The 23,295-nt window shown below is 62.3% G+C and carries 19 protein-coding genes; 9 read left to right on the top strand and 10 right to left on the bottom strand.

Annotation, left to right across the window (positions count from 1 at the left end):
* Positions 1–86: 86 nt before the first annotated feature.
* The 10 genes from WJM78_RS10365 to WJM78_RS10320 form a co-directional block, all read right to left on the bottom strand.
* Positions 87–1,343: an OmpP1/FadL family transporter gene (locus WJM78_RS10365; protein WP_339015546.1), complete on the bottom strand. Its 1,257-nt coding sequence runs from the start codon at positions 1,341–1,343 to the stop codon at positions 87–89.
* Positions 1,344–1,595: 252 nt separating this feature from the next.
* Positions 1,596–2,894, bottom strand: a complete 1,299-nt coding sequence (locus WJM78_RS10360; protein WP_042037322.1) for an outer membrane protein transport protein — start codon at positions 2,892–2,894, stop codon at positions 1,596–1,598.
* A 419-nt stretch (positions 2,895–3,313) separates the two neighbouring features.
* The gene (locus tag WJM78_RS10355) at positions 3,314–4,057 is read right to left on the bottom strand and encodes a DUF3379 domain-containing protein (RefSeq protein WP_108535738.1); all 744 of its coding nucleotides are present in this window, start codon (positions 4,055–4,057) and stop codon (positions 3,314–3,316) included.
* A complete protein-coding gene (locus WJM78_RS10350; RefSeq protein WP_339015543.1) occupies positions 4,050–4,640 on the bottom strand; it encodes a sigma-70 family RNA polymerase sigma factor in 591 nt (196 codons plus the stop codon). Before WJM78_RS10350 ends, WJM78_RS10355 begins: the two co-directional genes overlap by 8 nt.
* Positions 4,641–4,674: 34 nt before the next feature.
* Positions 4,675–6,210, bottom strand: coding sequence for a hypothetical protein (locus tag WJM78_RS10345; RefSeq protein ID WP_422388449.1), 1,536 nt, complete (start codon positions 6,208–6,210; stop codon positions 4,675–4,677).
* A 2-nt stretch (positions 6,211–6,212) separates the two neighbouring features.
* Positions 6,213–7,727, bottom strand: a complete 1,515-nt coding sequence (locus WJM78_RS10340) for a VWA domain-containing protein (protein WP_339015539.1) — start codon at positions 7,725–7,727, stop codon at positions 6,213–6,215.
* Between the two features lie 24 nt (positions 7,728–7,751).
* The gene (locus WJM78_RS10335; protein WP_339015537.1) at positions 7,752–8,747 is read right to left on the bottom strand and encodes a VWA domain-containing protein; all 996 of its coding nucleotides are present in this window, start codon (positions 8,745–8,747) and stop codon (positions 7,752–7,754) included.
* Positions 8,744–9,307 carry a DUF4381 domain-containing protein gene (locus WJM78_RS10330; RefSeq protein ID WP_339015535.1) on the bottom strand — a complete coding sequence of 188 codons (564 nt, stop codon included), beginning with the start codon at positions 9,305–9,307 and terminating at the stop codon, positions 8,744–8,746. Before WJM78_RS10330 ends, WJM78_RS10335 begins: the two co-directional genes overlap by 4 nt.
* Entirely contained in the window at positions 9,292–10,182 is an 891-nt protein-coding gene (locus WJM78_RS10325) for a DUF58 domain-containing protein (RefSeq protein ID WP_339015830.1), read from the bottom strand. Before WJM78_RS10325 ends, WJM78_RS10330 begins: the two co-directional genes overlap by 16 nt.
* Positions 10,179–11,129: an AAA family ATPase gene (locus WJM78_RS10320; RefSeq protein WP_042037316.1), complete on the bottom strand. Its 951-nt coding sequence runs from the start codon at positions 11,127–11,129 to the stop codon at positions 10,179–10,181. The genes WJM78_RS10325 and WJM78_RS10320 overlap by 4 nt, the downstream gene beginning before the upstream one ends.
* Positions 11,130–11,311: 182 nt before the next feature.
* Between WJM78_RS10320 and fadI the strand changes: the two genes are divergently transcribed.
* The 9 genes from fadI to WJM78_RS10275 all read left to right on the top strand — a co-directional run bounded on the left by fadI (position 11,312) and on the right by WJM78_RS10275 (position 23,232).
* Positions 11,312–12,622, top strand: coding sequence for an acetyl-CoA C-acyltransferase FadI (gene fadI / locus WJM78_RS10315; RefSeq protein WP_339015533.1), 1,311 nt, complete (start codon positions 11,312–11,314; stop codon positions 12,620–12,622).
* Complete coding sequence (gene fadJ, locus WJM78_RS10310; RefSeq protein WP_339015530.1) at positions 12,622–14,769, top strand: fatty acid oxidation complex subunit alpha FadJ; 2,148 nt, start codon at positions 12,622–12,624, stop codon at positions 14,767–14,769. Before fadI ends, fadJ begins: the two co-directional genes overlap by 1 nt.
* Positions 14,770–15,058: 289 nt before the next feature.
* Positions 15,059–15,199, top strand: coding sequence for a TIGR02808 family protein (locus WJM78_RS10305; protein WP_005301193.1), 141 nt, complete (start codon positions 15,059–15,061; stop codon positions 15,197–15,199).
* 193 nt (positions 15,200–15,392) lie between these two features.
* Entirely contained in the window at positions 15,393–15,950 is a 558-nt protein-coding gene (locus WJM78_RS10300; RefSeq protein ID WP_042037313.1) for a YaeQ family protein, read from the top strand.
* Positions 15,951–15,961: 11 nt separating this feature from the next.
* Positions 15,962–16,846, top strand: a complete 885-nt coding sequence (locus tag WJM78_RS10295) for an AEC family transporter (RefSeq protein ID WP_339015528.1) — start codon at positions 15,962–15,964, stop codon at positions 16,844–16,846.
* Between the two features lie 208 nt (positions 16,847–17,054).
* A complete protein-coding gene (locus tag WJM78_RS10290; protein WP_339015527.1) occupies positions 17,055–18,947 on the top strand; it encodes a sigma 54-interacting transcriptional regulator in 1,893 nt (630 codons plus the stop codon).
* Positions 18,948–19,363: 416 nt separating this feature from the next.
* On the top strand, positions 19,364–20,551 hold the full coding sequence (gene ygeW / locus WJM78_RS10285; protein ID WP_339015525.1) for a knotted carbamoyltransferase YgeW: 1,188 nt from the start codon (positions 19,364–19,366) through the stop codon (positions 20,549–20,551).
* A 125-nt stretch (positions 20,552–20,676) separates the two neighbouring features.
* On the top strand, positions 20,677–21,876 hold the full coding sequence (gene dpaL / locus WJM78_RS10280; RefSeq protein ID WP_339015523.1) for a diaminopropionate ammonia-lyase: 1,200 nt from the start codon (positions 20,677–20,679) through the stop codon (positions 21,874–21,876).
* Positions 21,877–22,014: 138 nt separating this feature from the next.
* Positions 22,015–23,232 carry a YgeY family selenium metabolism-linked hydrolase gene (locus tag WJM78_RS10275; RefSeq protein WP_339015521.1) on the top strand — a complete coding sequence of 406 codons (1,218 nt, stop codon included), beginning with the start codon at positions 22,015–22,017 and terminating at the stop codon, positions 23,230–23,232.
* The last annotated feature ends 63 nt before the right edge of the window (positions 23,233–23,295 follow it).

The following is a 23,295-nucleotide window of genomic DNA, read 5'->3' as shown; positions in this document are numbered from 1 at the left end:
GCGCACTATGCCAGTGCTACCGGACTGGAAACGGTCAATAACTGGCATAGTGCTTGTATGGCAGGAGAGATCTGCCTCTGCTTGGGCTAGAAGAGGTAATTCAACTGCAGGCCGGCCAGCCAGGCATCCCCTTCCGAGGTACCCTGGAAGGTGGAGGTGGTCTGCGGTAGCCCGGGTTTCAGCTGCATGGTTTCGGTCACCTCCACCTTCTTGCCATCGATCAGGGTCAGACCCAGATCCAGCGAGAGGTGGCGGTCGATCTGGTAACCCACCCCGGCGCTATACCAGACCCGATCAGAGTCAGGGATTGAGATGGTACGGCGATCTGCCGGCACCGGGCTGTGGTCATAGGCCAGGCCGGAGCGCAGTTGCCATTGTGGTGCCAGCTGATAGGTCAGGCCCAGAGCGTAGCGCCAGCTGTCTTCCCAATGTTCGTCCTTGATGTGCATGACGCCGTGGTGGTCTAGCTCGGATTCGAGCTGCACGAACTTGCTCCAGTTGGTCCAGTTGATGCTTGAGTGCAGCGCCAGGCTAGGCGTCAGCTGATGAAACAGCGCCAGTTCGGCGGTGGCGGGCAGGGGGAGTTCCAGGCTGCCGGTATCGGTAAATGGCTGATCGTTTTGATCGATGCCGATGGCATCGCCAGAGAGCCTCAGGGTCACGTCGTGGCGGTAGGAGAGGCCGATGCGAGTCGCATCCGACAGCGTCAGCAGGGTACCCAGGTTCCAGCCCATGGCCCAGCCATCCCCCTTCAGGTGCTTGGCGATCTTGTTGTTGGAGGGGAAGGTGCCACCCACTTCCCCTTCCCCCTGAATGGCGGATATGCCGGCACCGACAGACCAGACACGGTTGATGCGATAGGCCAGTGAGGCACTCAGATCCAGGGTCTTGATATCGGAGACATTGCCGAAGTGACCGGCATTATAGTTGTCCGGCATCTCGACGCCGAGGCCGTAGTAGGCGGTCGCTGCCAGCCCCAGTCGCCACTGCTCATTGAGCGGCACTATCAGGTAGGCGTTCGGTATCCAGGCATCATCGGCAATGTCGTGGGCGCTCGCATCCAGCGTAACGGGTCCCATGGCGGTGGGGACCCGGGTGATCCCTTGGATGTTGACGTCGGGGCGCACATAGATGAAGCCGCCGGAGAAGGCCATGCGATCGAAGCGGGTCATGGCGGCGGCGTTGCGGGAGAGCACGCTGGCATTGTCGGCGATAGCGGCCTCGCCTGCGAAGGCGCGGCCCATGCCGGTGGCGGATTGTTCTGCCAGCTGGAAACCTGCCGCCTGGGCCTGGCTTGATAGCATCAGCAGGGCGATGAGAGACGGCGTCATGGTGGAGTGCATGGGATGGTCCTTGAAAGTGAACTTGGCGTTCAATCTGTCTTATGGTCGGGTGCAGGATTTTATATGGTATGACCAGTAAGGCAACGGCAGAGGCGTTGTGGGGAGAAAAACAAGATTAAATGCTGAAGGATAGGGGGCTAATAGCTTGATAAAAAAGGAAAAGTGAACAACTGTTTGCTACAGATGTACGCTGAAAACGAAATTGGGCATAAAAAAGAGCGCCCGTAGGCGCTCTTGTCAATTGGCTGACGATCAGAATTTCATGTTGAACTGAGCGGAGGCCAGCAGGGCGTTACCGTGGGAGGTACCCTTCCAGCGCAGCGCTTCGCTGTTTTCGACCAGCTTCTCGTTGACGTCAACTTTCTTGCCGTCCAGATAGGCCATACCGAAATCGACGCTCATGTCCTTGTCGATGTGGTAGGTGGCACCGGCGCTGTACCATATGCGATCGGAGTCCGGGATACTCAGGCTGCGGTATTCCTGCGTGATCGGAGTCTTGTCGTAGGCGAAGCCGATGCGAGCTTCCCAAGCGGGATTGACGTACCAGGTGCCGCCCAGCGAGTAACGGGTGGAGTCCTTGAACTTCTCCGGCTTGTGCAGGCAGACACCGACACCGTCAGCGCTGTTGCACTGGCCGCTGGTGGCCTTGAGCTCCTGGAAGGCACTCCAGTCGGTCCAGCTCACCGAGTAATGCGTGGCAAATTGCTGGTTCAGGCGGTGGTAACCGGCGAATTCGGCCTGGGCTGGCAGCTCCAGCGGCAGTTCGCCACCGACTGTCTTGAAGCCGGAGGAGGTTCCCCGATAGTCACCCTTGAAGGTCAGGTCTACCTGGGAGCGATAGGTCAGGGCGAAACGGTTGTTCTCGTTCACCTCATACATGGTGCCCACGTTCCAGCCGTAACCCCAGTCATCCCCTTTCATGTGGCTGACGATGGTGTCCTTGCCGATGCCCGGCACGCCACTCAGTGGCGGCACGGCGGCCAGCACACCGGCTCGGCGGTTCAATTCAGCCTCGGCATACACCAGGTTCAGACCCGCACCGACACTGAATTGCTGGTTGACGCGGTAGGCGATGTTCGGGTTGATGTTGACGGTCAGCAGCTCTGTATCGCCGGCAATGGAGCCTGCGTTGAAGTTGTCGGAATATTCGGTGGACAGACCGTAGTTGGAGAATATGCCGATACCCCATGCCCACTGATCGTTCAGCGGCTGGATGAAGTAGGTGGCAGGCACGAAGGCGCTTGGCGCGATACCGCTTTCGCTGGCGCTTGCCAACTTGGTGGGGCCGGCATAGATATCACCATTTACATCCACATCCGGCTTGATATAGGTGCCGGCGACGGAGAGTGCCATCTTGTCAAAGCGGGTCATGGCTGCCGGGTTGCGTGACACCACGGAGGCATTGTCCGCCACGACGGCTTCCCCTGAGTACGCGCGACCCAGACCGGAGGCTGAGTGTTCGTTCAGCTGGAACGCGGAGGCGAAGGTTTGGGTACTGGCCAGGGTGACGGCGGCAGCGATCAGGCTCTTTTTGAAAAAGGCAGTTGTCATAGTGTTCTCTCTTGTAGGCAGATTTTCTGTCAGCATCAGGGCTTTTTTGCCACCGTATATGACAAGATCTGTTGTTATTTCAGCTTCTTCCCATTCAATTCTGGCGTGATTCTATGGTTCTGGTAGGAGGTAAGAAATCAGACCAGTGACAGCAGAATACATAAAAGTGACTATTGTGTTAATCATTTGTTTTAACTTGGCGTTTAAATAGTCTCTTTTGCCACTTATTGAATGAAATCCGAGCGTTAATGCTGATCCGCATCACAAAAATAATTTTGACCATTTGCAGTGATTGGGCGGCAAATGAGTGAGGATTGTGGTGGGAAAGGAGAGGAACGGGCAGACAACCGGATTGTCTGCCCGTGCAGTTGACTCGATGCGATGCGATGCGATGCGAGTCAGGATTGGGTTAACTCCTGTTAAATCGACCAGTGCAGACGGGACCCCAGCGCCTGCACCATCGGATCCAGTGGCTCCTGCATGTCACCGATTAACACCATGTTGGCCCCCTTGAGTTGTACTATCTCCCCCTTGAGCTGGCCATCTTCGAAAGTGGGCTGCAGGGTGAGTGGCACATGCTTGGGCACCAGGAACAGGGTCACGGGTCCCATCTTGCCCTGGAACACCATGTGCAGCGCCGGTCCCTGGTAAAAAGCACAGTGATTGACGTAGGTGACGTTCAGGTCTTGCATGCCCATCAGGGTGGCGCCATATTTCTCCATCTTGGCGTTGATGGTGCGCAGGCTCACCTTCTCATCCACATCCTTGATGAAGGGCTCCTCCCCGTAGACGTGGGCCATGGCGACCTGGGCAAGGGAGAGTTCAGCCGGTGGCGTCAGCGGCCAGCTGAGCCAGCGGGTGCTCATGCCGAGCAGGAAGGCGACCGAAGCAGCCATGGCCAGCGGGCGCCATTGGCTGCGCGGGCTTACTTGCAGGGGAACCTGGCTCTCCTGTTCGGCGTTCAGCGCCTGCCTGAGCAGGATGCGCTCGGCCAGCCCGGCCGGTACCTCGACCTCCAGCGCCTGATGCAGGCGACGGTCCAGCTGCTTCATCTCGTCCAGATGCTTGCGATTGGCGGGGGTGGCCTGCGCCGCATCGAGAAAGGCGGGGTCATGCTCCAGCGGATGGGTGATGGCCCGCCGGCGAAATTCCAGCTCATCCATTGGTGTGTCCTCTCTGTTGTGTCGTTGACTCCATGGCCTCTTTGATCTGGTTGCGGGCCCGAAACAGGCGAGTCATGACGGTGTTCTTGTTCAATCCCAGTTGCGCCGCTATCTCGTCGCCGCTGAAGCCCCCCAACACCTGCAACAGCAGGGGCTCCTGATACTCGGCGGGCAGGCGGGCTATGTGGCGTCTGAGCCACTCGTTTTCCATCTCCTGCTCGTTGTGCAAGGCATCCGGATCGCTCTGGGGATGCTCGTCGAGATCGATGAGATCGAACTGCTTGCGCTCGAACCGGCGGGCATTCTCCCGTCGCAATATGGTGATGAGCCAGGTCTTGGCGGCCTTGTCATCGAACAGCGAGTCGATGCCCTTCCAGGCGCGCAGGAAAGTCTCCTGCACCAGATCCTCCGCTACCTGCGGATCCCGGCATAGCCAGTAGGCGTAGCGATAAATGTCCCCGTGCAGGGCATGCACCAGGGCTTCGTATTTGGTCTGTTTGTCTGCCATGCCTCCATAGACCGGGGAAACCGTGGGATCCTTTCCGACGGTGGCTCCTTTTTTTTTGAAAATACCTAACGCCATCGCTGGGCTTCCTTTATATGAGTGTCCCCAAGGGTCATTGACCCAGGCGTGCCAGTAGCATGAGGCCAGAGGCTATCGCAACAGGTTCATACGCGCATAGCGGGCCGGCGAGGCCTTGCCATGGGGGCTGACGGTCAAAGGGGGAGGCCTGGGTGGCAAAACAGGCGCGATCCAGTGCGGCGAGTCCGGTGGCAAGCGCGGGGGCATGGCGACAGGGCAAGTCAGTGAGGTGTGCGGTGCGGTGCGCATAGCGTCGTGGCCAGCGCAGGCTGGCCCATGCCAGCAAGGTCGCTCTGGCATGGTTTGCATCCTCGCGCCGCAGTGCCCGCTGCAAGCGATAGAAGGCGTGCCAGCGTGGCCACCCTTGCCAGAGGGCGCGCAGCAGCAGGGCCCAGATCACCCAGTAAAGGCTCTCATGGTTTGGTCCGGTGAAGGCTTCCTGTGTCGGTGTGACTGCCTCGATGCGCAGCGGGGTGGCGGGCAGACGGGCGTATTCGATGCGCCCGCTCCGGGTGTTGAACCAGGGCAGCGTGATGGCTGGCAACAGGTAGTCGCCTGGCGCTGTGGCCGTCAAGGCCTGACGCCACTGGCGCTCGAAGCGCAGCACCCCCTTGGCGAGAAAGCGCTCCTGCTGCTGTTCTCCATCCGGTCTTGCCGCCATTGCGGCGGGCAGGGCTGAGGGCCCGGTGAGCTTGGGCAGGGTGAGCCGGTTGCCATCGCCCCCTTCCATCACCAGCGTCAGGGTGCGGATCACCGGCTCTCCCACCCTGGCACCCGAGGCCGGACTTAACTGCTGGCTCAGGGTCAACTGGCTGGCCACTGGTTGCTGCGGCGCCAGGTCGATTTTCACAAACAGGGTGTCCGCTCTGGCCGAGAGGGGGTCACTGGTGCCGTTATCCTGGGGCAGACGGCCCTGAAAACGCGGCGATACCAGCGGATGTAGCCCGGGCTCTCTGGCCTGCAGCAGCCAGTTGCGGGTCAGCCGGCCCGGCAGTCCTGACCCTGCCGGGGCCTGCCACTGATCCTCGCCCAGGCGGCGAATGGTGAAGGCGTCGCTGGCTGGCTCTGTGAGGTTGGGGGCCTCCATGTTGGCGGGTAACCAGAGGCTGAGTTGATAGATGAAGGGTTGGCCCGGATAAAGCGGCCCCTGATGCAGCACCCTGGCCTGCAGCTCTATGGGGGAGATGGCCTGGCTGGGTTGCGCTACCAGTGTGCCCGCCTGGCGGCGCAGCGGCAGGGGCAAGGCTGGAGTCTGCTCCTGCCCAAGTGATAGGGAGGGCACAACCTCGGGGCTCGTATCCAGGGTGTGCAGCGGGATCTGCCAACGGGTCAGGCTGTGCACGGGAGTGGTGACCCGGCTCATGGTTACCTTGCCCACTGCGAACTGGCGCAGCAGGGGGGCGATGACGAGTTCGTTGCTCTGGCGCTCCCCGTCCGCCTCTATGACCAGCAGCCAGTCACGGCTGTCGGCCCCCGGCAACAGCTCTGCCCTTGGCGGCGCGGCCAGCACAGGGGTTGAAAGCAGGCAGAGCAGCAGCCAGCAAGGCAGCACACACAGCAGAGGATTGATTTTCACCAGGTGTCATCCCCTTTCAGTGCTCTATTCCAGGTGCCTTTCACCTCTTCCTTGAGCTGACGACGCTCGGCCTCCTTGCGCAGCCGCTGCTCCAGCAGCACCACGGGGGGGGCTGGCGGCAGCGGCGCGTCCGGGGTGGTGGCCTGCTCGGGGGCGTCGATGGGCTTGGGATCTTGCGCAGCCGGGCTGGCCTGGGGCGGCTGGGCTCGCAGCAGGGCGAGGTTATAGAGTGCATCCTGGTGGCCGGGCTCTAGCGCCAGCGCTGCCAGATAAGCTTGCTCGGCGGCGGCAAGATCCCCGAGCTGTACCAGCGCATTGCCCCGGTTGTAGTGGGCGGTTGCACTGTTGGCACGGGTGTAGGCGGCGACGGCCCGGGCGTAGTCACCGGCTCTGTACCAGGCATTCCCCTGCCAGACGGGGTCCTGGAAGCGGCGAGCCGCTGCCAGATAGTGCCCCTGCTGGAACGCTTGCCAGGCCTGGCTCTCCTGCGTGGATAACGCGGAGGCTGGGCTGGCCTGCAAGGGAGGTGGACTGAAGAGGCCAGTACCTGCGGCCAGCAGAAGCAGCCAGAGCGTGCCGACGCGGGCCAGCAGGGCCAAGGGCAGCAGGGGCAGCAGCAACCAGGGGCCCAGATCCCGTGACTGATGGGCCGTCAGCGTCTGGCTCATGGGGAGGGGGGCAAAGCGTGGCAGCCCGGCCTGCAGCCATTGCAACTGACCGCCAAGCTCGCTGGCCAGCTGCTGCATGGTCGCCACATCGGGGGCGGGCAGCTCGCGGCCTAAGGTTGCGCCAAAGCCTTGTACCTCGCTGGTGGCGGGCGGCAGTCTGCTGCTTTTGCCGCCGTTGGCGAGCAGGATATCGAGGCGGGGCGCCGCCTGCTGATGACAAAACAGGCTGCCCTGACAGGGCCAGAGCGCACGGATCCTCTCTGCCTGCTGCGCCGAGAGACCGTCGGTGACCAGCAGCAGGCGTGCTTGCTGGCCCGGGGGGATCTGGTCGAGCGCCAGCGCCACGGCGCGCTCGGGGGCACTCCCTTGTTTGGGCATGATGGCCGGGCGCAGGTCGGGCAACAGCAGCGCCATGGCCTGGTGATCCCGGGTGGCAGGCATGGCGAGGTAGGCATCGCCGGCAAACAGTATGAGGGCGATGGGGCGCCCCTCCTTGCCCGGGTGGGCCTCGGCCAACATATCCTGCAGCAGCACCCGCACCCGGGTGGCTCTGTCTGGCAGCAGATCGGTAGCCAGCATGGAGCGGGAGAGATCCAGTAACCAGATGTCGAGGGCCGGTGTCGGGATGGCCTGGCTCTGCTGGCGCAGGGCGGGGCCGCTGAGGGCCAGTATGACGGGCAGACCCGCCAGCCAGAGCCAGGGCAGGGTACGGCGGCGCCCCGGCAGCAGGTAGGCCTGCATGGCAGGGGCGAGCAACGGTGGCTGCCGGCGACGACGCCAGCCCTGCCACAGCCAGGGCAGCAGGGCCAGCAGCCAGAGCGGGCGCAAGAGGATCAGCTCCATGACGGCCATCCCTGGCAGCGTTGTTTAATCATGAGCCTGCCCCCGTGGCAGTCGCCAGCGTAGACGCAAGGAGCGGGGCCAGCGCAGCCGGGCGGGCCAGATCAGCAGCAGCCAGGCCAGCGCCAGCGGCCAGGGGTAGAGCTCGACGTTGGGTCGATAGTGGGTGTGGGGCGTGGCGACGGGCTCCAGGGTATCCAGGGTCTGGTTGATGGCATCGAGATCGCTTTGGGTGCGGGCGCGGAAATAGCGGCCATGGCCCATCTTGGCCAGTTGTTGCAGCAGGGCCTCGTCCAGCTCGGTGCTGGGATCGCTCTGAGCCGGAGCCAGTGCCTCGGCGAAGGTATCGGGATCGGCCCCCACCCCCAGGGTATAGAGGGTCATGCCGCTGGCAGCGGCCCGTTTTGCCTCGCTCAGGGGATCGGCGCTGCCCGCCGTGTTGCGACCATCGGTGACCAGCAGCAGAGCGGTGGGGCGGTTGGGGTCGGCGTGCTGGCGGGCCAGCAGTATGGCTTCCCCCAGTGCCGTGGTGCGGCCCACCAGATCGAAGTCCAGCTCGCGGGCCAGGGTGAGCAGAGCCTGGGTCTCCTGGGTCAGGGGCGAAAGCAGGTAGGCGTGATCGGCGAAGACGATGAGGGCGATGCGATCGCCGGGGCGGGCCTGGATCAGCTGACTTATCTGCTGGCGCACCGCACTGAGCCTGTCCCGTTGCTCCCCCTCATCCAGCATGTCCTGGGTACGCATGCTGTCGGAGAGATCCACCGCCAGGATCAGATCCCGGCTGCTCTGGTAACTGACGAGGGGCGGCTCCTGCCATTGGGGGCGGCACAGGGCCAGCACCAGGGCGCACCAGCACAGGGCCATGCGCCAGAGTGGCTGGCCGGCGTGGGCACGCAACAGAGGAAAGCCGTCGTGCGCCAGCGTAGTTCCATGGTGCTGGTCGGTTGAACGCGGCGGCAGGCCGAAGCGCACCAGGAGTGGCACTACCAGTGCCAGCGCAAACCAGGGCCAGGCGAGGATCATGATGATCTCCCGGTCCTAGTGCTGGTGCGCAGGCGCGCCAGACCCTGTTGCCAACGGATCCTCAGTGTGATCACCCTCTGTGGCAGGCAGCAGCAGGCTCGCCCCCAACGGAGGTAGGCGCGGCGCAGCGCCTCCCGTTGGCGGGGATCCGGTATCCCCTGACCGTAGAGCCAGTGTGGCCACAGGGGGGCAAACTCACGGAACTGGCTGCCTCCCTGCCTGTCCAGAAACGCGAGCCAGGCCTCCCCTTGCAAGGTGCGCACCTCGGGCCAGCGGCCAAGGGTGGCCTCGCGCAGCGCGGCCTGCAGTCGGGGCACCAGCTCGGGCGCCTGCCAGTCGATTTGTCGCTGCCAGCGGCGATAGCGCAGCAGGCTGAGCAGGGCCGCGCCGATCAGCGCCCCCATCAGCAGTATGATCAGCAGCGCCCACCAGCCCTGAAGGCGGGGATCCGGTGCCTGGACCAACATGGGGCCAGGGTGGATGTCGCGCAGCTGCGCCGCCAGCGCGGACACGGGAGGCGCGCTGGAGATGGCGGCGAGCAGGCTCAGAACTGGCGACACGCACCCTCCTGCCACTGGCGTTGCAGCGGCTGGCCGTTGTCGAGCCGGTAGAGACGCTGCACCAGCGGCAGCAGTTGCTGATGGCTTTGCCGGGCCAGCCGCTCGGCCGCCCGTTGGTAGCGGTGGGCAAAGCCTGGCTGGGTGGCGTCGAGCCAGCCTCTCTGTCTGCCCGCTTGCACCGCCAGCCGTCCCTGGTCGGGCAGGTCTGCCTCCAGCGGATCCCGGATCTGCCAGCAGTGGATGTCGTGGCGTCGACCGAGCAGTTGCAACTGCTGGCAGAGGGCCGCATCGCAGGGTTGGTGATCCGTGATGATCGTCAATCTGGCGCCATGAGGCAGGGTGAGCCGTGCCAGGGTCTGGGCCAGTGATCGCGGCAGGGGCGTGCGATCCAGCCCCTTGTCGTAGTGGTGACACAGGGCCTCCAGCAAGGGCACCAGGGGGCCGCGCTGGGGGTGGACATGGCACTCAACGCCGTGGCAGATCAGGGTGTTGGCCTGTTTCTCCCCCTGCCACAAGAGGGCCGCCGCCAGCTCGCAGCCCAGGCGTGCCTTGAGTTGGCAACGGGATCCGAAGTACATGGCGGGGGAGAGATCGAGCAGCAGCCAGTGGGCCTGATCCTGCTCCTCGCTGTAGAGTCGGGTGTAGGGGCGACCGAGCCGGGCTGTGACCCGCCAGTCGATGTGGCGCACCTCATCCCCCGCCTGATAGGCGCGCAGCTCGCGAAAGGTGAGCCCCGGCATGCGGCCAAGCCGGCCCTGCTGGGCCGCTTGGACACGCGGCTTCGGCCCCTGTCTCGCCCACAGCCGGATGGCCAGCAACTGGGCCAGGGTGAGGGCAATATCGGGATGTGCGCGGGGGGCCGGGTGGGAAGTCAAGGGCACGGTATTGCGTCCAGTAGTCGGGCGATCAGGATGTCGTTGTCCAGGTTGTCTGCCAGTGCCTGATAGCTGGGAATGAGGCGGTGGCGCAGTATGGCCGGTGCCAGTTGTTGTATGTCTTCCGGCAGCACGAAGTCCCGTCCGGCGAGCCAAGCCTTGGCGCGGGCGGCGCGGGCCAGGCCTATGCTGGCCCTGGGGCTGGCACCCACGGCGATAAGGGGCGCAAGCTCTGGGCAAAGGCCGCTGTCCGGGCGAGTGGCGCACACCAATTGCACCAGATAGTGCTCGAGTCGCCCCTGCATCTGGACTGCCTGTACCGCCGAGCGGGCCGCCAGCAGGTCGGCCTGGCTCAGGGTGACTGGCGGTGGCGTCAGCTGTTCGCCCCGGGCGTTGAGTTGCAAGATGGCGAGCTCCATGGCAGGGCTGGGGTACTCCACCAGCAGCTTGAGCAGGAAGCGGTCGAGCTGGGCCTCCGGCAACGGGTAGGTCCCTTCCTGCTCTATGGGGTTTTGGGTCGCCGCAACCATGAACAGCGGTGGCAGGCGCCAACTCTTCTTGCCCACCGTTATCTGGTGCTCGGCCATGGCTTCCAGCAGCGCGGATTGCACCTTGGCGGGGGCCCGGTTGATTTCGTCCGCCAGCACCAGGTGGTTGAACAGGGGGCCGGGCTGGAACACGAAGCTGGCGTCTTGCGGGTGAAACACCTCGCTGCCGGTGAGATCGGCAGGCAGCAGGTCGGGGGTAAACTGGATGCGGGCGAAACGCCCCTCCACGGCCCCGGCCAGCGCCTTGACGGCGCGGGTTTTGGCAAGACCGGGGGCGCCTTCGATTAACACATGTCCTTCACATAGCAGGGCGATCAGCAGCCCTTCTATCAGTGCTCCCTGTCCCAGAATTTGACTGCCAAGATAGTCCCCAAGCTGTCTGAACTCGGCTGCTGCCATGTGATGAACCCGTTGTTTTTATGGAGGTTGCTCTTTTTATACTCCAGTTGGCCCCCGAGGGCGAGGGAGGGGGCAAAGATGGGGCCAATTAAGTTTCAATCAGCCGTATGAAATTTGTGAGTGGATTGTTAAGATGTGGCGCAATGAGGTCAGACCTCTGCCTTTTAACCCAAGGAGCCAGGATGAAACAGCCATTGAAACTGACGACTCGCCAGGGCGAACGGATTGCCGTCGTGGCGGGTTTGCGTACCCCCTTTGCCAAGCAGGCCACCGCCTTTCACGGCGTGCCCGCGGTGGATCTTGGCAAGCTGGTGGTGAGCGAGCTGCTCGCCCGCACCGATCTCGATCCCACACTCATCGACCAGCTGGTGTTCGGCCAGGTGGTACAGATGCCGGAAGCGCCCAACATAGCCCGCGAAATCGTGCTCGGCACCGGCATGAGCGTTACCACGGATGCCTATAGCGTGTCGCGCGCCTGCGCCACCAGTTTCCAGGCGGTGGCTAACGTCACCGAATCCATCATGGCCGGCACGGTCGACATCGCCATCGCCGGCGGGGCAGACTCCTCCTCCGTACTGCCCATCGGCGTTAGCAAGAAGCTGGCGCGCGCCCTGGTGGACCTCAACAAGGCACGTAACCTGCAGCAGCGCTTCAATATTCTGCGGACATTGAGGATCAAGGATCTGATGCCGGTGCCGCCCGCTGTGGCCGAGTATTCCACTGGCCTCTCCATGGGGCAGACCGCCGAGCAGATGGCCAAGAGCCACCAGATCAGCCGCGAGGCGCAAGATGCGCTGGCCCACCGCTCCCACAGCCTGGCGGCGCAAGCCTGGGCCGATGGCAAGTTGAGCGGCGAGGTGTTTACCGCCCATGTGCCCCCTTACACGTCGCCGCTGGAGCGAGACAACAACATCCGCGAAGCGTCCGATCTGGCGAGCTATGCCAAGCTCAAACCCGTGTTTGACCGGATGCATGGCACAGTGACTGCCGCCAACGCCACCCCGCTTACCGACGGCGCCGCCGCCGTACTGTTGATGCGCGAAGGGCGGGCCAAAGAGCTGGGACTTGAGCCGCTTGGTTATATCCGCAGCTTCGCCTTCTCTGCCATCGATGTCTGGCAGGACATGCTGATGGGTCCCTCCTATGCTACGCCGCTGGCGCTGGACCGCGCCGGCATCACCCTCGCCGATCTCACCCTGATCGACATGCACGAAGCGTTTGCCGCCCAGACCCTGGCCAACCTCAAGATGTTTGCGAGCGCCGAGTTTGCCCGTGACAAGTTGGGGCGCAGCCAAGCCATAGGTGAAGTGGACATGGACAAGTTCAACGTCCTCGGTGGCTCCCTGGCCTACGGCCACCCTTTTGCCGCGACGGGCGCGCGCATGATCACCCAGACGCTGCACGAGCTGCGTCGTCGAGGTGGGGGATTGGGGCTTAACACCGCCTGTGCGGCGGGTGGGCTCGGTGTGGCCATGGTGTTGGAGGTAGAGTGATGAGCGAGAAGAGTTTTTCCCTGGCGGTACGCCAGGATGGCATCGGTATTCTCACCATGGATGTACCGGGCGAGAGCATGAATACCCTGAAGGCCGCCTTCGTGGACGAGGTCCGCACCGTGCTGGCCGAGGTGAAGGCCAACAAGGAGCTGATCGGTCTGGTGGTGGTCTCCGGCAAGAAGGATTCTTTCATCGCCGGTGCCGACATCAGCATGCTGGCGGCCTGTAGCAGTGCCCCGGATGCCCAGACGCTGTCGCGGGAAGGGCAGGTGATCTTTGCCGAGATCGCGTCGCTGGCCATCCCGGTGATCGCCGCCATTCATGGCCCCTGCCTTGGCGGCGGGCTGGAGCTGGCGCTGGCCTGCCATGGCCGGGTGGTGACCGATCACGCTAAAACTGTGCTGGGGCTGCCGGAAGTGCAACTGGGCTTGCTGCCGGGCTCCGGCGGGACCCAGCGGCTGCCGCGCCTCATCGGGGTGGCCAAGGCACTGGATCTGATGCTGACCGGCAAGCAGGTAAGAGCCAAGCAGGCCAAAAAACTGGGGCTGGTGGACGATGTGGTACCACTTTCCATCCTGCTTGAGGCCGCCATCAAGCTGGCCAAGAAGGGCAAACCCCGCCACGAGCTGAAGCGGGATCTGCAGGGCAAGCTGCTGGAGACCAATGCGCTGGGTCGCAAGGTCCTGTTCGATCAGGCCCACAAGGGGGTCAAAGCCAAGACCCGGGGCAACTACCCGGCGCCGGAGCGGATCCTCGAGGTGGTACGCATCGGGGTGGAAGAGGGCATGCAGGCAGGCCTTGCCGCCGAATCCCGCCACTTTGGCGAGCTGGTGATGACGGCGGAATCCGCCGCCCTGCGCTCCATTTTCTTTGCCACCACCGAGATGAAGAAGGAGGTCACCTATCTGGGGGCCGAACCGCGCAAGGTCACTCACGCCGCCGTGCTGGGCGGGGGCCTGATGGGGGGCGGCATCGCCTTCGTGACCGCCACCAAGGCGGGGGTGCCGGTGCGGATCAAGGATGTGGCAAGTAGTGGTATCGGTAATGCCATGCGCTACAGCTACGAGATCCTGGCCAAGAAGCTCAAGCGTCGCCACATGTTGCGCAGCGAGCTGGAGAAGCAGATGAGCCTGCTGTCAGGCACGTTGGACTACTCGGGTTTTCACCGGGTGGACATGGTGGTGGAGGCGGTGTTTGAAGATCTCGCGCTTAAACATCAGATGGTGAAGGAGGTGGAGCGTGAGTGCGGTGACCACACCGTCTTTGCTTCCAATACCTCCTCCCTGCCCATCCACCAGATAGCGGCCGAGGCGGCGCACCCGGAGCGGATCGTGGGGCTGCACTACTTCAGCCCGGTGGACAAGATGCCGCTGGCCGAGATTATTCCGCACGCTGGCACCAGTGCCGAGACGATAGCCACCACGCTGGCGTTTGCCCGTGCCCAGGGCAAGACGCCCATCGTGGTGAAAGACGAGGCCGGTTTCTACGTCAACCGTATCCTGGCCCCCTACATGAACGAGGCGGCGCGGCTGGTGCTGGAAGGGGAGCCGGTGGAGGTGCTGGATGGCGCCCTGCTCGATTTCGGTTTTCCAGTCGGCCCCATCGCCCTGCTCGACGAGGTGGGGATAGACGTGGGGGCCAAGATCTCCCCCATTCTGGAGAAAGAGCTGGGCGGTGAGCAGTTCCAGGCGCCCAAGGCGTTCGACAAGCTGCTGCAAAACGATCGTAAGGGACGCAAGAACGGCAAGGGCTTCTACCTCTACGGCAAGGCGGCGCCGCGCAACAAGCTGACCGGCAAAGAGGGCAAAAAGACGGTGGACGAGAGCGTCTACGCCGTGCTGGGAGTCAAGCCTGTGCCCAAGCAATCCCGGATGGAGATGGCCGAACGCTGCGTGCTGATGATGCTCAACGAAGCGGCCATGGCGCTGGACAGCGGCGTGGTGGCCTCGGCCCGTGACGGCGACATAGGCGCCATCTTCGGCATCGGCTTCCCGCCCTTCCTCGGTGGCCCGTTCCGCTACATGGACACGCTCGGCATAGCACATCTGGTGGGGCGCCTCGATCACTACCAGAAACGCTACGGCGACCGCTTTGCACCCTGTGAACGTCTCAAGGCGATGGCGGCGGAGCAGTTGAGCTTCTACTAAGCAGAGTGTCGTGCCGGTGACGGCAGGGCCCATCTCAAGGAGGCGACCCCCGGGTCGCCTCCTGCATTTTGTGCGATCCCTGAAGGGGCGGCAGGCAACATGGGTTGAATTGTGTCCATATTTGGCCTGGCCAAGGGCTAAATTGTTGATCCAGCGCAAAGTAGCCCCCTATTTATTACTTTGGTGGCATAGGACTCAGGCGCCGGTTGGGGTCAAATAGCGTCATCAGGAACGGGGAGATAACCCCGTCACGAAAGGAACACCCATTTCACTGGATGAAGGACACATAATGAGTCTGCTTGAACAAACCATCTGGACTGTATTGGGATACGGGGCCATGCCCTTTATCTTCCTGAGCGGGTTTGTGGCGGTGGCAGTGACCTGCTGCTTGCTGCTCAATGCCTTCGGGGTCAAGTCCGCCGAGAAGTGATACGCTTCTTTCGTTCATACCGCCAAATGCCAGTCTTCGGACTGGCATTTGTTTTTTTAGCCTTTTTCGACACTTATCCGCGAGACTCAGGCCAAATGTGTGGTCAAGGTGGTCGAACCGATCGCCGATTTTGATTACACTGACGCGCAGTTTTTCCACCCCGGATTGATCACTCAAGGTATTCAAGGTTTCTATGGCTCTCAAGGCAACCGTATTCAAGGCTCAACTCAGCCTGTCCGACATGGACCGCCACCAATATCAGGACGTCTCACTGACCCTGGCTCGTCACCCTTCCGAGACCGATGAGCGCATGATGATCCGGCTGGCGGCTTTCGCCTGGCACGCCGCCGAGCGGCTGGAGTTCACCAAGGGGCTCAGTGCCGACGACGAGCCCGAGCTGTGGCGCAAGAACTACTCCGACGAAATCGAGCTCTGGATCGAACTGGGCCAGCCCGACGAGCGCCGTCTGAAGAAGGCGTGTAACCGCTCCCGTCATGTGGTGCTCTACCTCTACGGTGGCCGTGGCACCCACGTCTGGTGGAAGCAGAATCAGGGCAAGCTCAGCCAGCACGACAACCTCACGGTGATCGAGCTTTCCGACAGTCAGACCCTGCCACTGACCGCCATGGTGGCGCGCACCATGCACCTCACCTGCACCATCTCCGACGGTCAGCTCTGGGTCAGCAACGGCACATTGGAAGTGACACTGGATCCCGTCTTGCTGATGGGGCCACCCGCCCGCGAACTGTAAAGAGCCCGCCCATGTTCAGCGCACTGCTCAATATCGTCATCCCTGTGTTTGCCGTGGTGGGCCTCGGCGCGCTCTATGGCCGGTTGCGACCGGGCGGGGCATTGGGCTATGTCAACCGAGCCAATATCGAGCTGTTTACCCCGGCGCTGGTGTTTTCGGCACTGGTCAAGTACCCGCTGGCACTGATGGCCCACCTGCCGCTCATCGCGGCGGGGGCCTTGGTTATCCTGTTGCCGGGTTTGCTGCTCTCCTTGCTCAGGCTAACAAGCATCAGCCGGCCGGCGCTGATCCTGCCCGCCATGTTTCGCAACACGGGCAACCTCGGCATTCCGCTGATGGTGCTGGCCTTTGGCGAGCAGCAGCTGGGCGCCATTATCATACTGTTCGTGCTCTCCAACCTGCTCCACTTCTCGGTGGGCATGTTCATCCTCTCGGCTAACACCTCCCGCTGGCTCTGGCTGCGCAGCCCGGTGCTGTGGGCCGCCCTCGCCGGTTTGCTGGTGGCTAACCTGCACATTGCGCTGCCGGAATACCTGGTGACCAGCGCCTCCTTGCTCGGCCAGATCTCGGTGCCCCTGATGCTGTTTGCCCTCGGTATCCGCCTGATGGAAGGGGAGCTTGACCACCTGGGGCTCGCCCTCAAGTGCAACCTGCTCTACCTGTTGGCGGGCGGCGTCTCGCTCTGGCTGGCGGTCTGGTTGCTGCCGTTGCAGGCGGAGTGGATCCCGCTGCTGATGCTGTCGGTGGCGCTGCCCCCTGCGGTGCTCAACTACATGCTGTGCGAGCAGTACCAGTGCCAGCCCGAGAAGGTGGCCAGTATCGTGCTCGGCGGCAATGCGCTCTCGGTCGTGGTGATCCCGTTGGCGGTCTGGCTGGCCCTGCATCTGAGCGGTTGACCCTGTGTTGCTTGCAAGGACGCCTGCTGGCGTCCCTGGCTTGCTCCTTCGCTCTCATTTTCCCCAGTCTGCGCCAACTCTCACTCCCGGCAGAGGGGGGAGTGCAAGTTCCCTTTTCGTGATCCTCGGCGAAGTTGCTGCCGTCGAATTGGCATAGTATCTGGCCAGCATGAATCCCACCCTGGGTGGGAGCCAAGGGATTAACAGCATGATGTCCGTCAGTAACCAATGTTTGTTGATGCAGATCCAGCCCACCATCTTGCGCTTTGCCAAGATGCTGGCCAGCGTGCTGCAACTGGAAGTGGAAATCGTCGACGCCAACATGGTGCGGGTGGCGGGAACCGGCCCTTACGGCACGTTTTTCGGCCGCCAGCTGGAGGGGGACTCCCGCCTGTTGCGCTACGTGATCGAACACCAGAGCGAGAAGATAGTCACCCACACCAGCGAGGATCCTGTCTGTGAGGGGTGCAGCTGCAAGGATAGCTGCCGGGAACGCGCCTTCCTCGGGGTGCCCATCATGGTGGAGGAGACCTGCATCGGGGTCATCAGCCTGGTGGCCTTCAACGCCGAGCAGCAGGCCCGCCTCAATAACAACCTGCAGGAGGTGTGCGACTATGTGCAGCACATCTCCAGCATCTTCGTGGCCAAGCTGCTCGATTCCCGTGGCTTGTCAGACGGGGTCAACAAGGTGTTCCTGACCCTGATGAGTCACATGGATCAGGGGTGCCTGCTGCTCGACGAGAAGAGCCAGCTGTGCTATGCCAACGAGGTGGCGCTCAAGCAGCTCAACTGCCAGCAAGAGCAGTTGCTGGGGCGCGAGATTGGCGTGCGTCCGCTCACCTTCGCCCAGCAGGGGCTGACCGGGCACATGCAGCACATCATCACACTGGCTGATCGCCAGGAGCTCATCATAGGCCAGCTGCACCATGTGCAGGGCCAGCAGCTGTTTCTGATGGCGTTTCACCAGTCCCATCCGGCCCTGAGCCAACCGCTGGAGCCGGACGAGGGCATGGCGCTCCTGATCGGCGAAAGCAAGCCGATGCGGGCGTTGAAAAAACTGCTCCATCGCATCGCCCTGAGCCCCTCCAGCGTGCTGGTCTGCGGTGAGAGCGGCACCGGCAAGGAGGTGGTGGCCCGCGCCATTCACCGCCTCAGCCCTCGCCATGACAAGCCTTTCATCGCCATCAACTGCGCCGCCATTCCGGAGCAACTGCTGGAGAGTGAGCTGTTTGGTTACGTGAAAGGGGCCTTCACCGGCGCTTCCAGTGGCGGCAAGCAGGGGCTGATCCAGGCCGCCCATCAGGGCACCCTGTTTCTCGACGAGATAGGGGACATGCCGCTCACCATGCAGGCCAAACTGCTGCGGGTGCTGGAGCTGCGGGAAGTGACGCCGATAGGTGCCAGCCGCCCCGTGCCGGTGGACATTCGCATCATAGCCGCGACCCACCAGCATCTGGAGCAGTACATTGCCGAGGGCAAGTTTCGCGAAGACCTCTTCTATCGTCTCAACGTCATCCCCATTCACCTGCCGCCGCTGCGTGAGCGGGCAGGGGATGTGGCGCTGCTGACCCACTACTTCCTCAACTTGCACACCAGCCGCATTGGCCTCATCTATCCGGGGCTGAGCCCGGAGGTGATGGGCCTGCTTGAGGGATATCGCTGGCCCGGCAACGTGCGCGAGCTCAGCAACCTCATCGAATACCTGGTCAACGTGGTGCAGGCGGGGGAGGTGATCGAGAGCATACTCCTGCCCCCCAACATATTGCGCAACCAGCGCCGTGATGCAGAGGCGATATCTGAGGATTTGCAGCAGCCCTCCCATCTTTTGCACAATCAATGGCCCGGCGCCGGGGAGAACCCGGTGGCTGCGGGTCGTCCCGCGCCGGCCACTGCCTCTCCCGCCATGGCTGAAACCGGCCCGTCCGAGCGCAGCCGGGAGCTGCCCCTCGGGGAAAACGGGCTGGAGAGCATGGAGAAGCAGGCAATAGAGGAGACCTTGCTGCGCCTTGGCAACAAGAAGCTGGCTGCCCAGGCGCTGGGCATTGGAATTGCGACCCTCTATCGCAAGATCAAGAAGTACGAGATCGCCGCGCAAGCCTGATCCTCACACCGCCGCTGGTCGCAAGCGGCGGTTTGCTCGCAGATAATGGCTGCGTCTGGGGCACGGAAATTATCATTATGATAATTTACCCGCCTTGCCTATCAATTCGCTGCCCGTATCTGATAGCCAGGGTGATAATTATCAGCGCTTATCCTGGCACTATTTTAAATGTCACTGAGGTGTGCCGGCATTTATCGTGAAAGTGCCACCCAGTATGGCTAAATGGCGCTTTCATGTGCGCTGGCGCACATCTATTTCTCTGTTTTTCGTTATTTCTCCTGAAATACCGCATTGGCACGCTTATTGATTGCTTTTATTTGACGCTGACCGATGAACTCACCCAATGACCCTATTTTCGGTGACCTTGTGAGTGGAAGGGGAGCAATCCATATCTCATCAACAGATTGGGGCTAACGATGAAAGCAGTGAACCAGTTAATCAAAGAGATCAATAAGCTCAAATCCAACCTGCATGAAAAGGACTTTCTGCTGACCTGGGAGCAGACCCCCCAGGAGCTGGCGCTGGTCCTCAAGCTAGCCGAGGCCCTCAAGGGGCTGCGGGCCGAGAACATCGCCACCAGGCTGTTCAATACCGGCCTGGGTATCTCGGTGTTTCGTGACAACTCGACCCGTACCCGTTTCTCCTATGCTTCGGCCCTGAACCTGCTTGGCCTCACCCAGCAGGATCTGGATGAGGGCAAATCCCAGATCGCCCACGGCGAGACCGTCCGTGAAACCGCCAACATGATCTCGTTTTGCGCCGATGCCATCGGGATCCGTGACGACATGTTCCTCGGTGCCGGTAACGCCTATATGCGTGAAGTGGGCGCCGCACTGGATGAAGGGTTCGAGAAGGGGGTGCTGCCCCAGCGCCCGGCCCTGGTCAACCTGCAGTGCGACATTGATCACCCGACCCAGTCCATGGCTGATCTCGCCTGGTTGCAGGAGCACTTCGGCAGCCTGGAGAGCCTCAAAGGCAAGAAGATTGCCATGACCTGGGCCTACTCCCCGAGCTACGGCAAGCCGCTCTCCGTGCCGCAGGGCATCATAGGGCTGATGACCCGCTTTGGCATGGACGTGACCCTGGCGCATCCCGAAGGGTATGACCTGATCCCGGACGTGATCGCGGTGGCCCATGAGAACGCTAAGGCCTCCGGCGGCAGTTTCCGTCAGGTCACCTCCATGGAAGAGGCGTTCAAGGACGCCGATATCGTCTATCCCAAGTCCTGGGCTCCCTACAAGGTGATGGAGCAGCGCACCGAGCTGCTGCGTGCCAACGACCACGCCGGCCTCAAAGAGCTGGAGAAACACTGTCTGGAGCAGAACGCCAAGCACAAGGATTGGCACTGCACCGAGGAGATGATGACCCTTACCAAGGGGGGCGAAGCGCTCTATATGCACTGCCTGCCCGCCGATATTTCCGGCGTTTCCTGTCAGGCGGGCGAGGTGAGCGAAGGGGTATTCGAGAAATACCGCATCGCCACTTATAAAGAGGCCAGCTGGAAGCCCTATATTATCGCCGCCATGATAGTTGCCCGTAAATTCTCGGCGCCGGGTGCCGCGCTTGAGGGCTTGCTCAAAGAGGCGCAGAAGCGCGTCAAATAATGGTTGGGCCGGGCCGGGAACATTTCCCCGCCCGGCCATCATGGTGAAATTATTATCACGGGTTCTCTCCCCGGTGCCCCTTTTAATCAATGATCCCCGGCGAGATGACTCTCTGTGAGGTATTCATGTCCCAATTTTCTCTGAAGATGGATATTGCCGATAACCGCTTTTTTACCGCCGAGCCATCACCGCTGTTTTCCCGTGTTGAAGCACAAAAGGCGCGTGCCTTTCATAAAAAACTGGCCGGTTATGAGCCGACCCCCCTGTGCGACCTGAAAGCGCTGGCCGCCTATATCGGGGTGAAAAATATATTGGTCAAGGACGAGTCAAAGCGCTTTGGCCTCAATGCCTTCAAGATGCTGGGTGGCGTCTACGCCATCGCCAACCTGCTCTGTGAAAAATACGGGGTGGCCATCGAGGATTTCTCCTTCGATCTCATCAAACGCACCATCAAGGAGCCGATGACCTTCGCCACCACAACCGATGGCAACCACGGTCGCGGCGTTGCCTGGGCCGCCAAGCAGGTGGGGCAGCATGCGGTGGTCTACATGCCCAAGGGTTCCACGCAGGAGCGGGTGGATCACATCCTGGCGCTGGGGGCCGAGTGCATCGTCACCGACATGAACTATGACGATACCGTGCGCCTGACCATGAAGATGGCCCAAGAGCGCGGCTGGCACATAGTGCAAGACACCGCCTGGGAGGGCTACACCAGGATCCCGACCTGGATCATGCAGGGTTACTCCACTCTGGCCGATGAAGCGGTCGAGCAGATGCAGGGGATGGGCATTAAACAGCCCACTCACGTGCTGCTGCAAGCCGGAGTCGGGGCGCTGGCGGGCGGGGTGCTCGGTTATCTGGTGGACTGCTTCGGGGCGAGAAACCTGCACAGCATAGTTATCGAGCCGGATCAGGCCGACTGCATCTACCGCTCCGGCGTGGCGGGGGAGATGGTCAACGTGGGGGGCGACATGCGCACCATCATGGCCGGTCTCGCCTGCGGTGAACCCAATCCCCTCGGCTGGCCGTTGCTCAAGAGTTGTACCACCCAGTTCATCTCCTGCCACGACAAGGTGTCGGCGCTGGGGATGCGGGTGCTGGGCAATCCCCTTGGCAATGACCCTCGCATCATCTCCGGTGAGTCCGGCTCGGTCGGTACCGGCGTGCTGGCGGCAGTGCGTCACCACCCGGATCGTGAGGCGCTGATGGCTCGCCTCGGGCTGGAGCGCGACTCGGTGGTGCTGATCATCAACACCGAAGGGGATACCGATGTGACCCACTATCGGGAAGTGGTGTGGGAAGGCAAACACCCGGCCTGCGATTAACCCGGCTGCGAGTCACTCCCTGCAAGAACAGAGACACGAATTAAAGAACAGATCGCGCCTCGCCCACGGGGCGCGGTGACGGGTACAGGGCGTTGCCGACGAACAGGCCGCGCACTCTCGAATGTTTGGAGAATTACAATGAGCAAGCAAATTCCGTTTGAAATGGTGTTGGAGAAGGCTTACCAGTACAAGGCCGAGATGAGTCAGTTCCTGCGCGACATGATCGCCATCCCGAGTGAAAGCTGCGATGAAGAGCGCGTCGTGCTGCGCATCAAGCAGGAGATGGTAAAAGTGGGGTTCGACAAGGTCGAGATTGACCCCATGGGCAACGTGCTGGGCTATATCGGCCAGGGCCCGCACCTGATCGCCATGGATGCCCACATCGATACCGTAGGGGTCGGCAACCGCGCCAACTGGACCTTCGACCCCTATGAGGGGATGGAAGATCACGAGATCATCGGCGGCCGTGGCGCCTCCGATCAGGAAGGGGGCATGGCCTCCATGGTCTATGCCGGCAAGATCATCAAGGATCTGGGGCTGGAAGATCAATACACCCTGCTGGTGACCGGCACAGTGCAGGAGGAGGACTGCGACGGTCTGTGCTGGCAGTACATCATAGAGCAGAGCAAGATCCGCCCCGAGTTCGTGGTCAGTACCGAACCCACCGACTGCCAGATCTACCGTGGCCAGCGCGGCCGCATGGAGATCCGTGTCGAGGTGCAAGGGGTGAGCTGCCACGGCTCCGCGCCGGAGCGTGGTGACAACGCCATCTTCAAGATGGGCCCGATCCTGGGCGAGTTGCAGGCGCTCAGCCACAACCTCGGCAACGATGACTTTCTCGGCAAGGGCACATTGACCGTCTCCGAGATCTTCTTCACGTCGCCAAGCCGTTGCGCCGTGGCGGACAGTTGCGCCGTCTCCATCGACCGCCGCCTCACCTGGGGCGAGAGCTGGCAAGGTGCGCTGGACGAGATCCGCGCCCTGCCTGCGGTGCAAGCCGCCGGAGCCGAGGTCTCCATGTACCAGTACGACCGTCCGGCCTACACAGGTCTGGTCTACCCGACCGAGTGCTACTTCCCGACCTGGAAGGTGGAAGAGGATCACATCACGGTCAAAACCCTCTCCAAGGCCTATCGCGAGCTGTTCCGCAAGGAGCCGGTGGTGGACAAGTGGACCTTCTCGACCAACGGGGTCTCCATCATGGGTCGCCACGGTATTCCGGTCATCGGCTTTGGCCCGGGTAAAGAGCCGGAAGCCCACGCGCCGAACGAGAAGACCTGGAAAGAGCATCTGGTCAAGTGCGCCGCCATGTACGCGGTGATCCCCATGCTCTATCTGGCCGAGCTGGACAAGTAAGGGGGGCGGAGGGCGAGCGCTATCGCCGCCCTACTGTTGCAAGTGTGGCAAGTGCCCCGTCTG

This window comes from Aeromonas popoffii, from assembly GCF_037818705.1.
Lineage (GTDB): Bacteria > Pseudomonadota > Gammaproteobacteria > Enterobacterales > Aeromonadaceae > Aeromonas > Aeromonas popoffii.
The sequence above is the reverse complement of the archived record's forward strand: the minus strand, read 5'-3'. Positions and strand labels throughout refer to the sequence as shown.

Coding starts and splice junctions, on each gene's coding strand:
- WJM78_RS10365 (WP_339015546.1), bottom strand. CDS start 1,343: ATGCACTCCACCATGACGCCGTCTCTCATCGCCCTGCTGATGCTATCA.
- WJM78_RS10360 (WP_042037322.1), bottom strand. CDS start 2,894: ATGACAACTGCCTTTTTCAAAAAGAGCCTGATCGCTGCCGCCGTCACC.
- WJM78_RS10355 (WP_108535738.1), bottom strand. CDS start 4,057: ATGGATGAGCTGGAATTTCGCCGGCGGGCCATCACCCATCCGCTGGAG.
- WJM78_RS10350 (WP_339015543.1), bottom strand. CDS start 4,640: ATGGCGTTAGGTATTTTCAAAAAAAAAGGAGCCACCGTCGGAAAGGAT.
- WJM78_RS10340 (WP_339015539.1), bottom strand. CDS start 7,727: ATGGAGCTGATCCTCTTGCGCCCGCTCTGGCTGCTGGCCCTGCTGCCC.
- WJM78_RS10335 (WP_339015537.1), bottom strand. CDS start 8,747: ATGATCCTCGCCTGGCCCTGGTTTGCGCTGGCACTGGTAGTGCCACTC.
- WJM78_RS10320 (WP_042037316.1), bottom strand. CDS start 11,129: ATGGCAGCAGCCGAGTTCAGACAGCTTGGGGACTATCTTGGCAGTCAA.
- fadI (WP_339015533.1), top strand. CDS start 11,312: ATGAAACAGCCATTGAAACTGACGACTCGCCAGGGCGAACGGATTGCC.
- fadJ (WP_339015530.1), top strand. CDS start 12,622: ATGAGCGAGAAGAGTTTTTCCCTGGCGGTACGCCAGGATGGCATCGGT.
- WJM78_RS10305 (WP_005301193.1), top strand. CDS start 15,059: ATGAGTCTGCTTGAACAAACCATCTGGACTGTATTGGGATACGGGGCC.
- WJM78_RS10300 (WP_042037313.1), top strand. CDS start 15,393: ATGGCTCTCAAGGCAACCGTATTCAAGGCTCAACTCAGCCTGTCCGAC.
- WJM78_RS10295 (WP_339015528.1), top strand. CDS start 15,962: ATGTTCAGCGCACTGCTCAATATCGTCATCCCTGTGTTTGCCGTGGTG.
- WJM78_RS10290 (WP_339015527.1), top strand. CDS start 17,055: ATGATGTCCGTCAGTAACCAATGTTTGTTGATGCAGATCCAGCCCACC.
- ygeW (WP_339015525.1), top strand. CDS start 19,364: ATGAAAGCAGTGAACCAGTTAATCAAAGAGATCAATAAGCTCAAATCC.
- dpaL (WP_339015523.1), top strand. CDS start 20,677: ATGTCCCAATTTTCTCTGAAGATGGATATTGCCGATAACCGCTTTTTT.
- WJM78_RS10275 (WP_339015521.1), top strand. CDS start 22,015: ATGAGCAAGCAAATTCCGTTTGAAATGGTGTTGGAGAAGGCTTACCAG.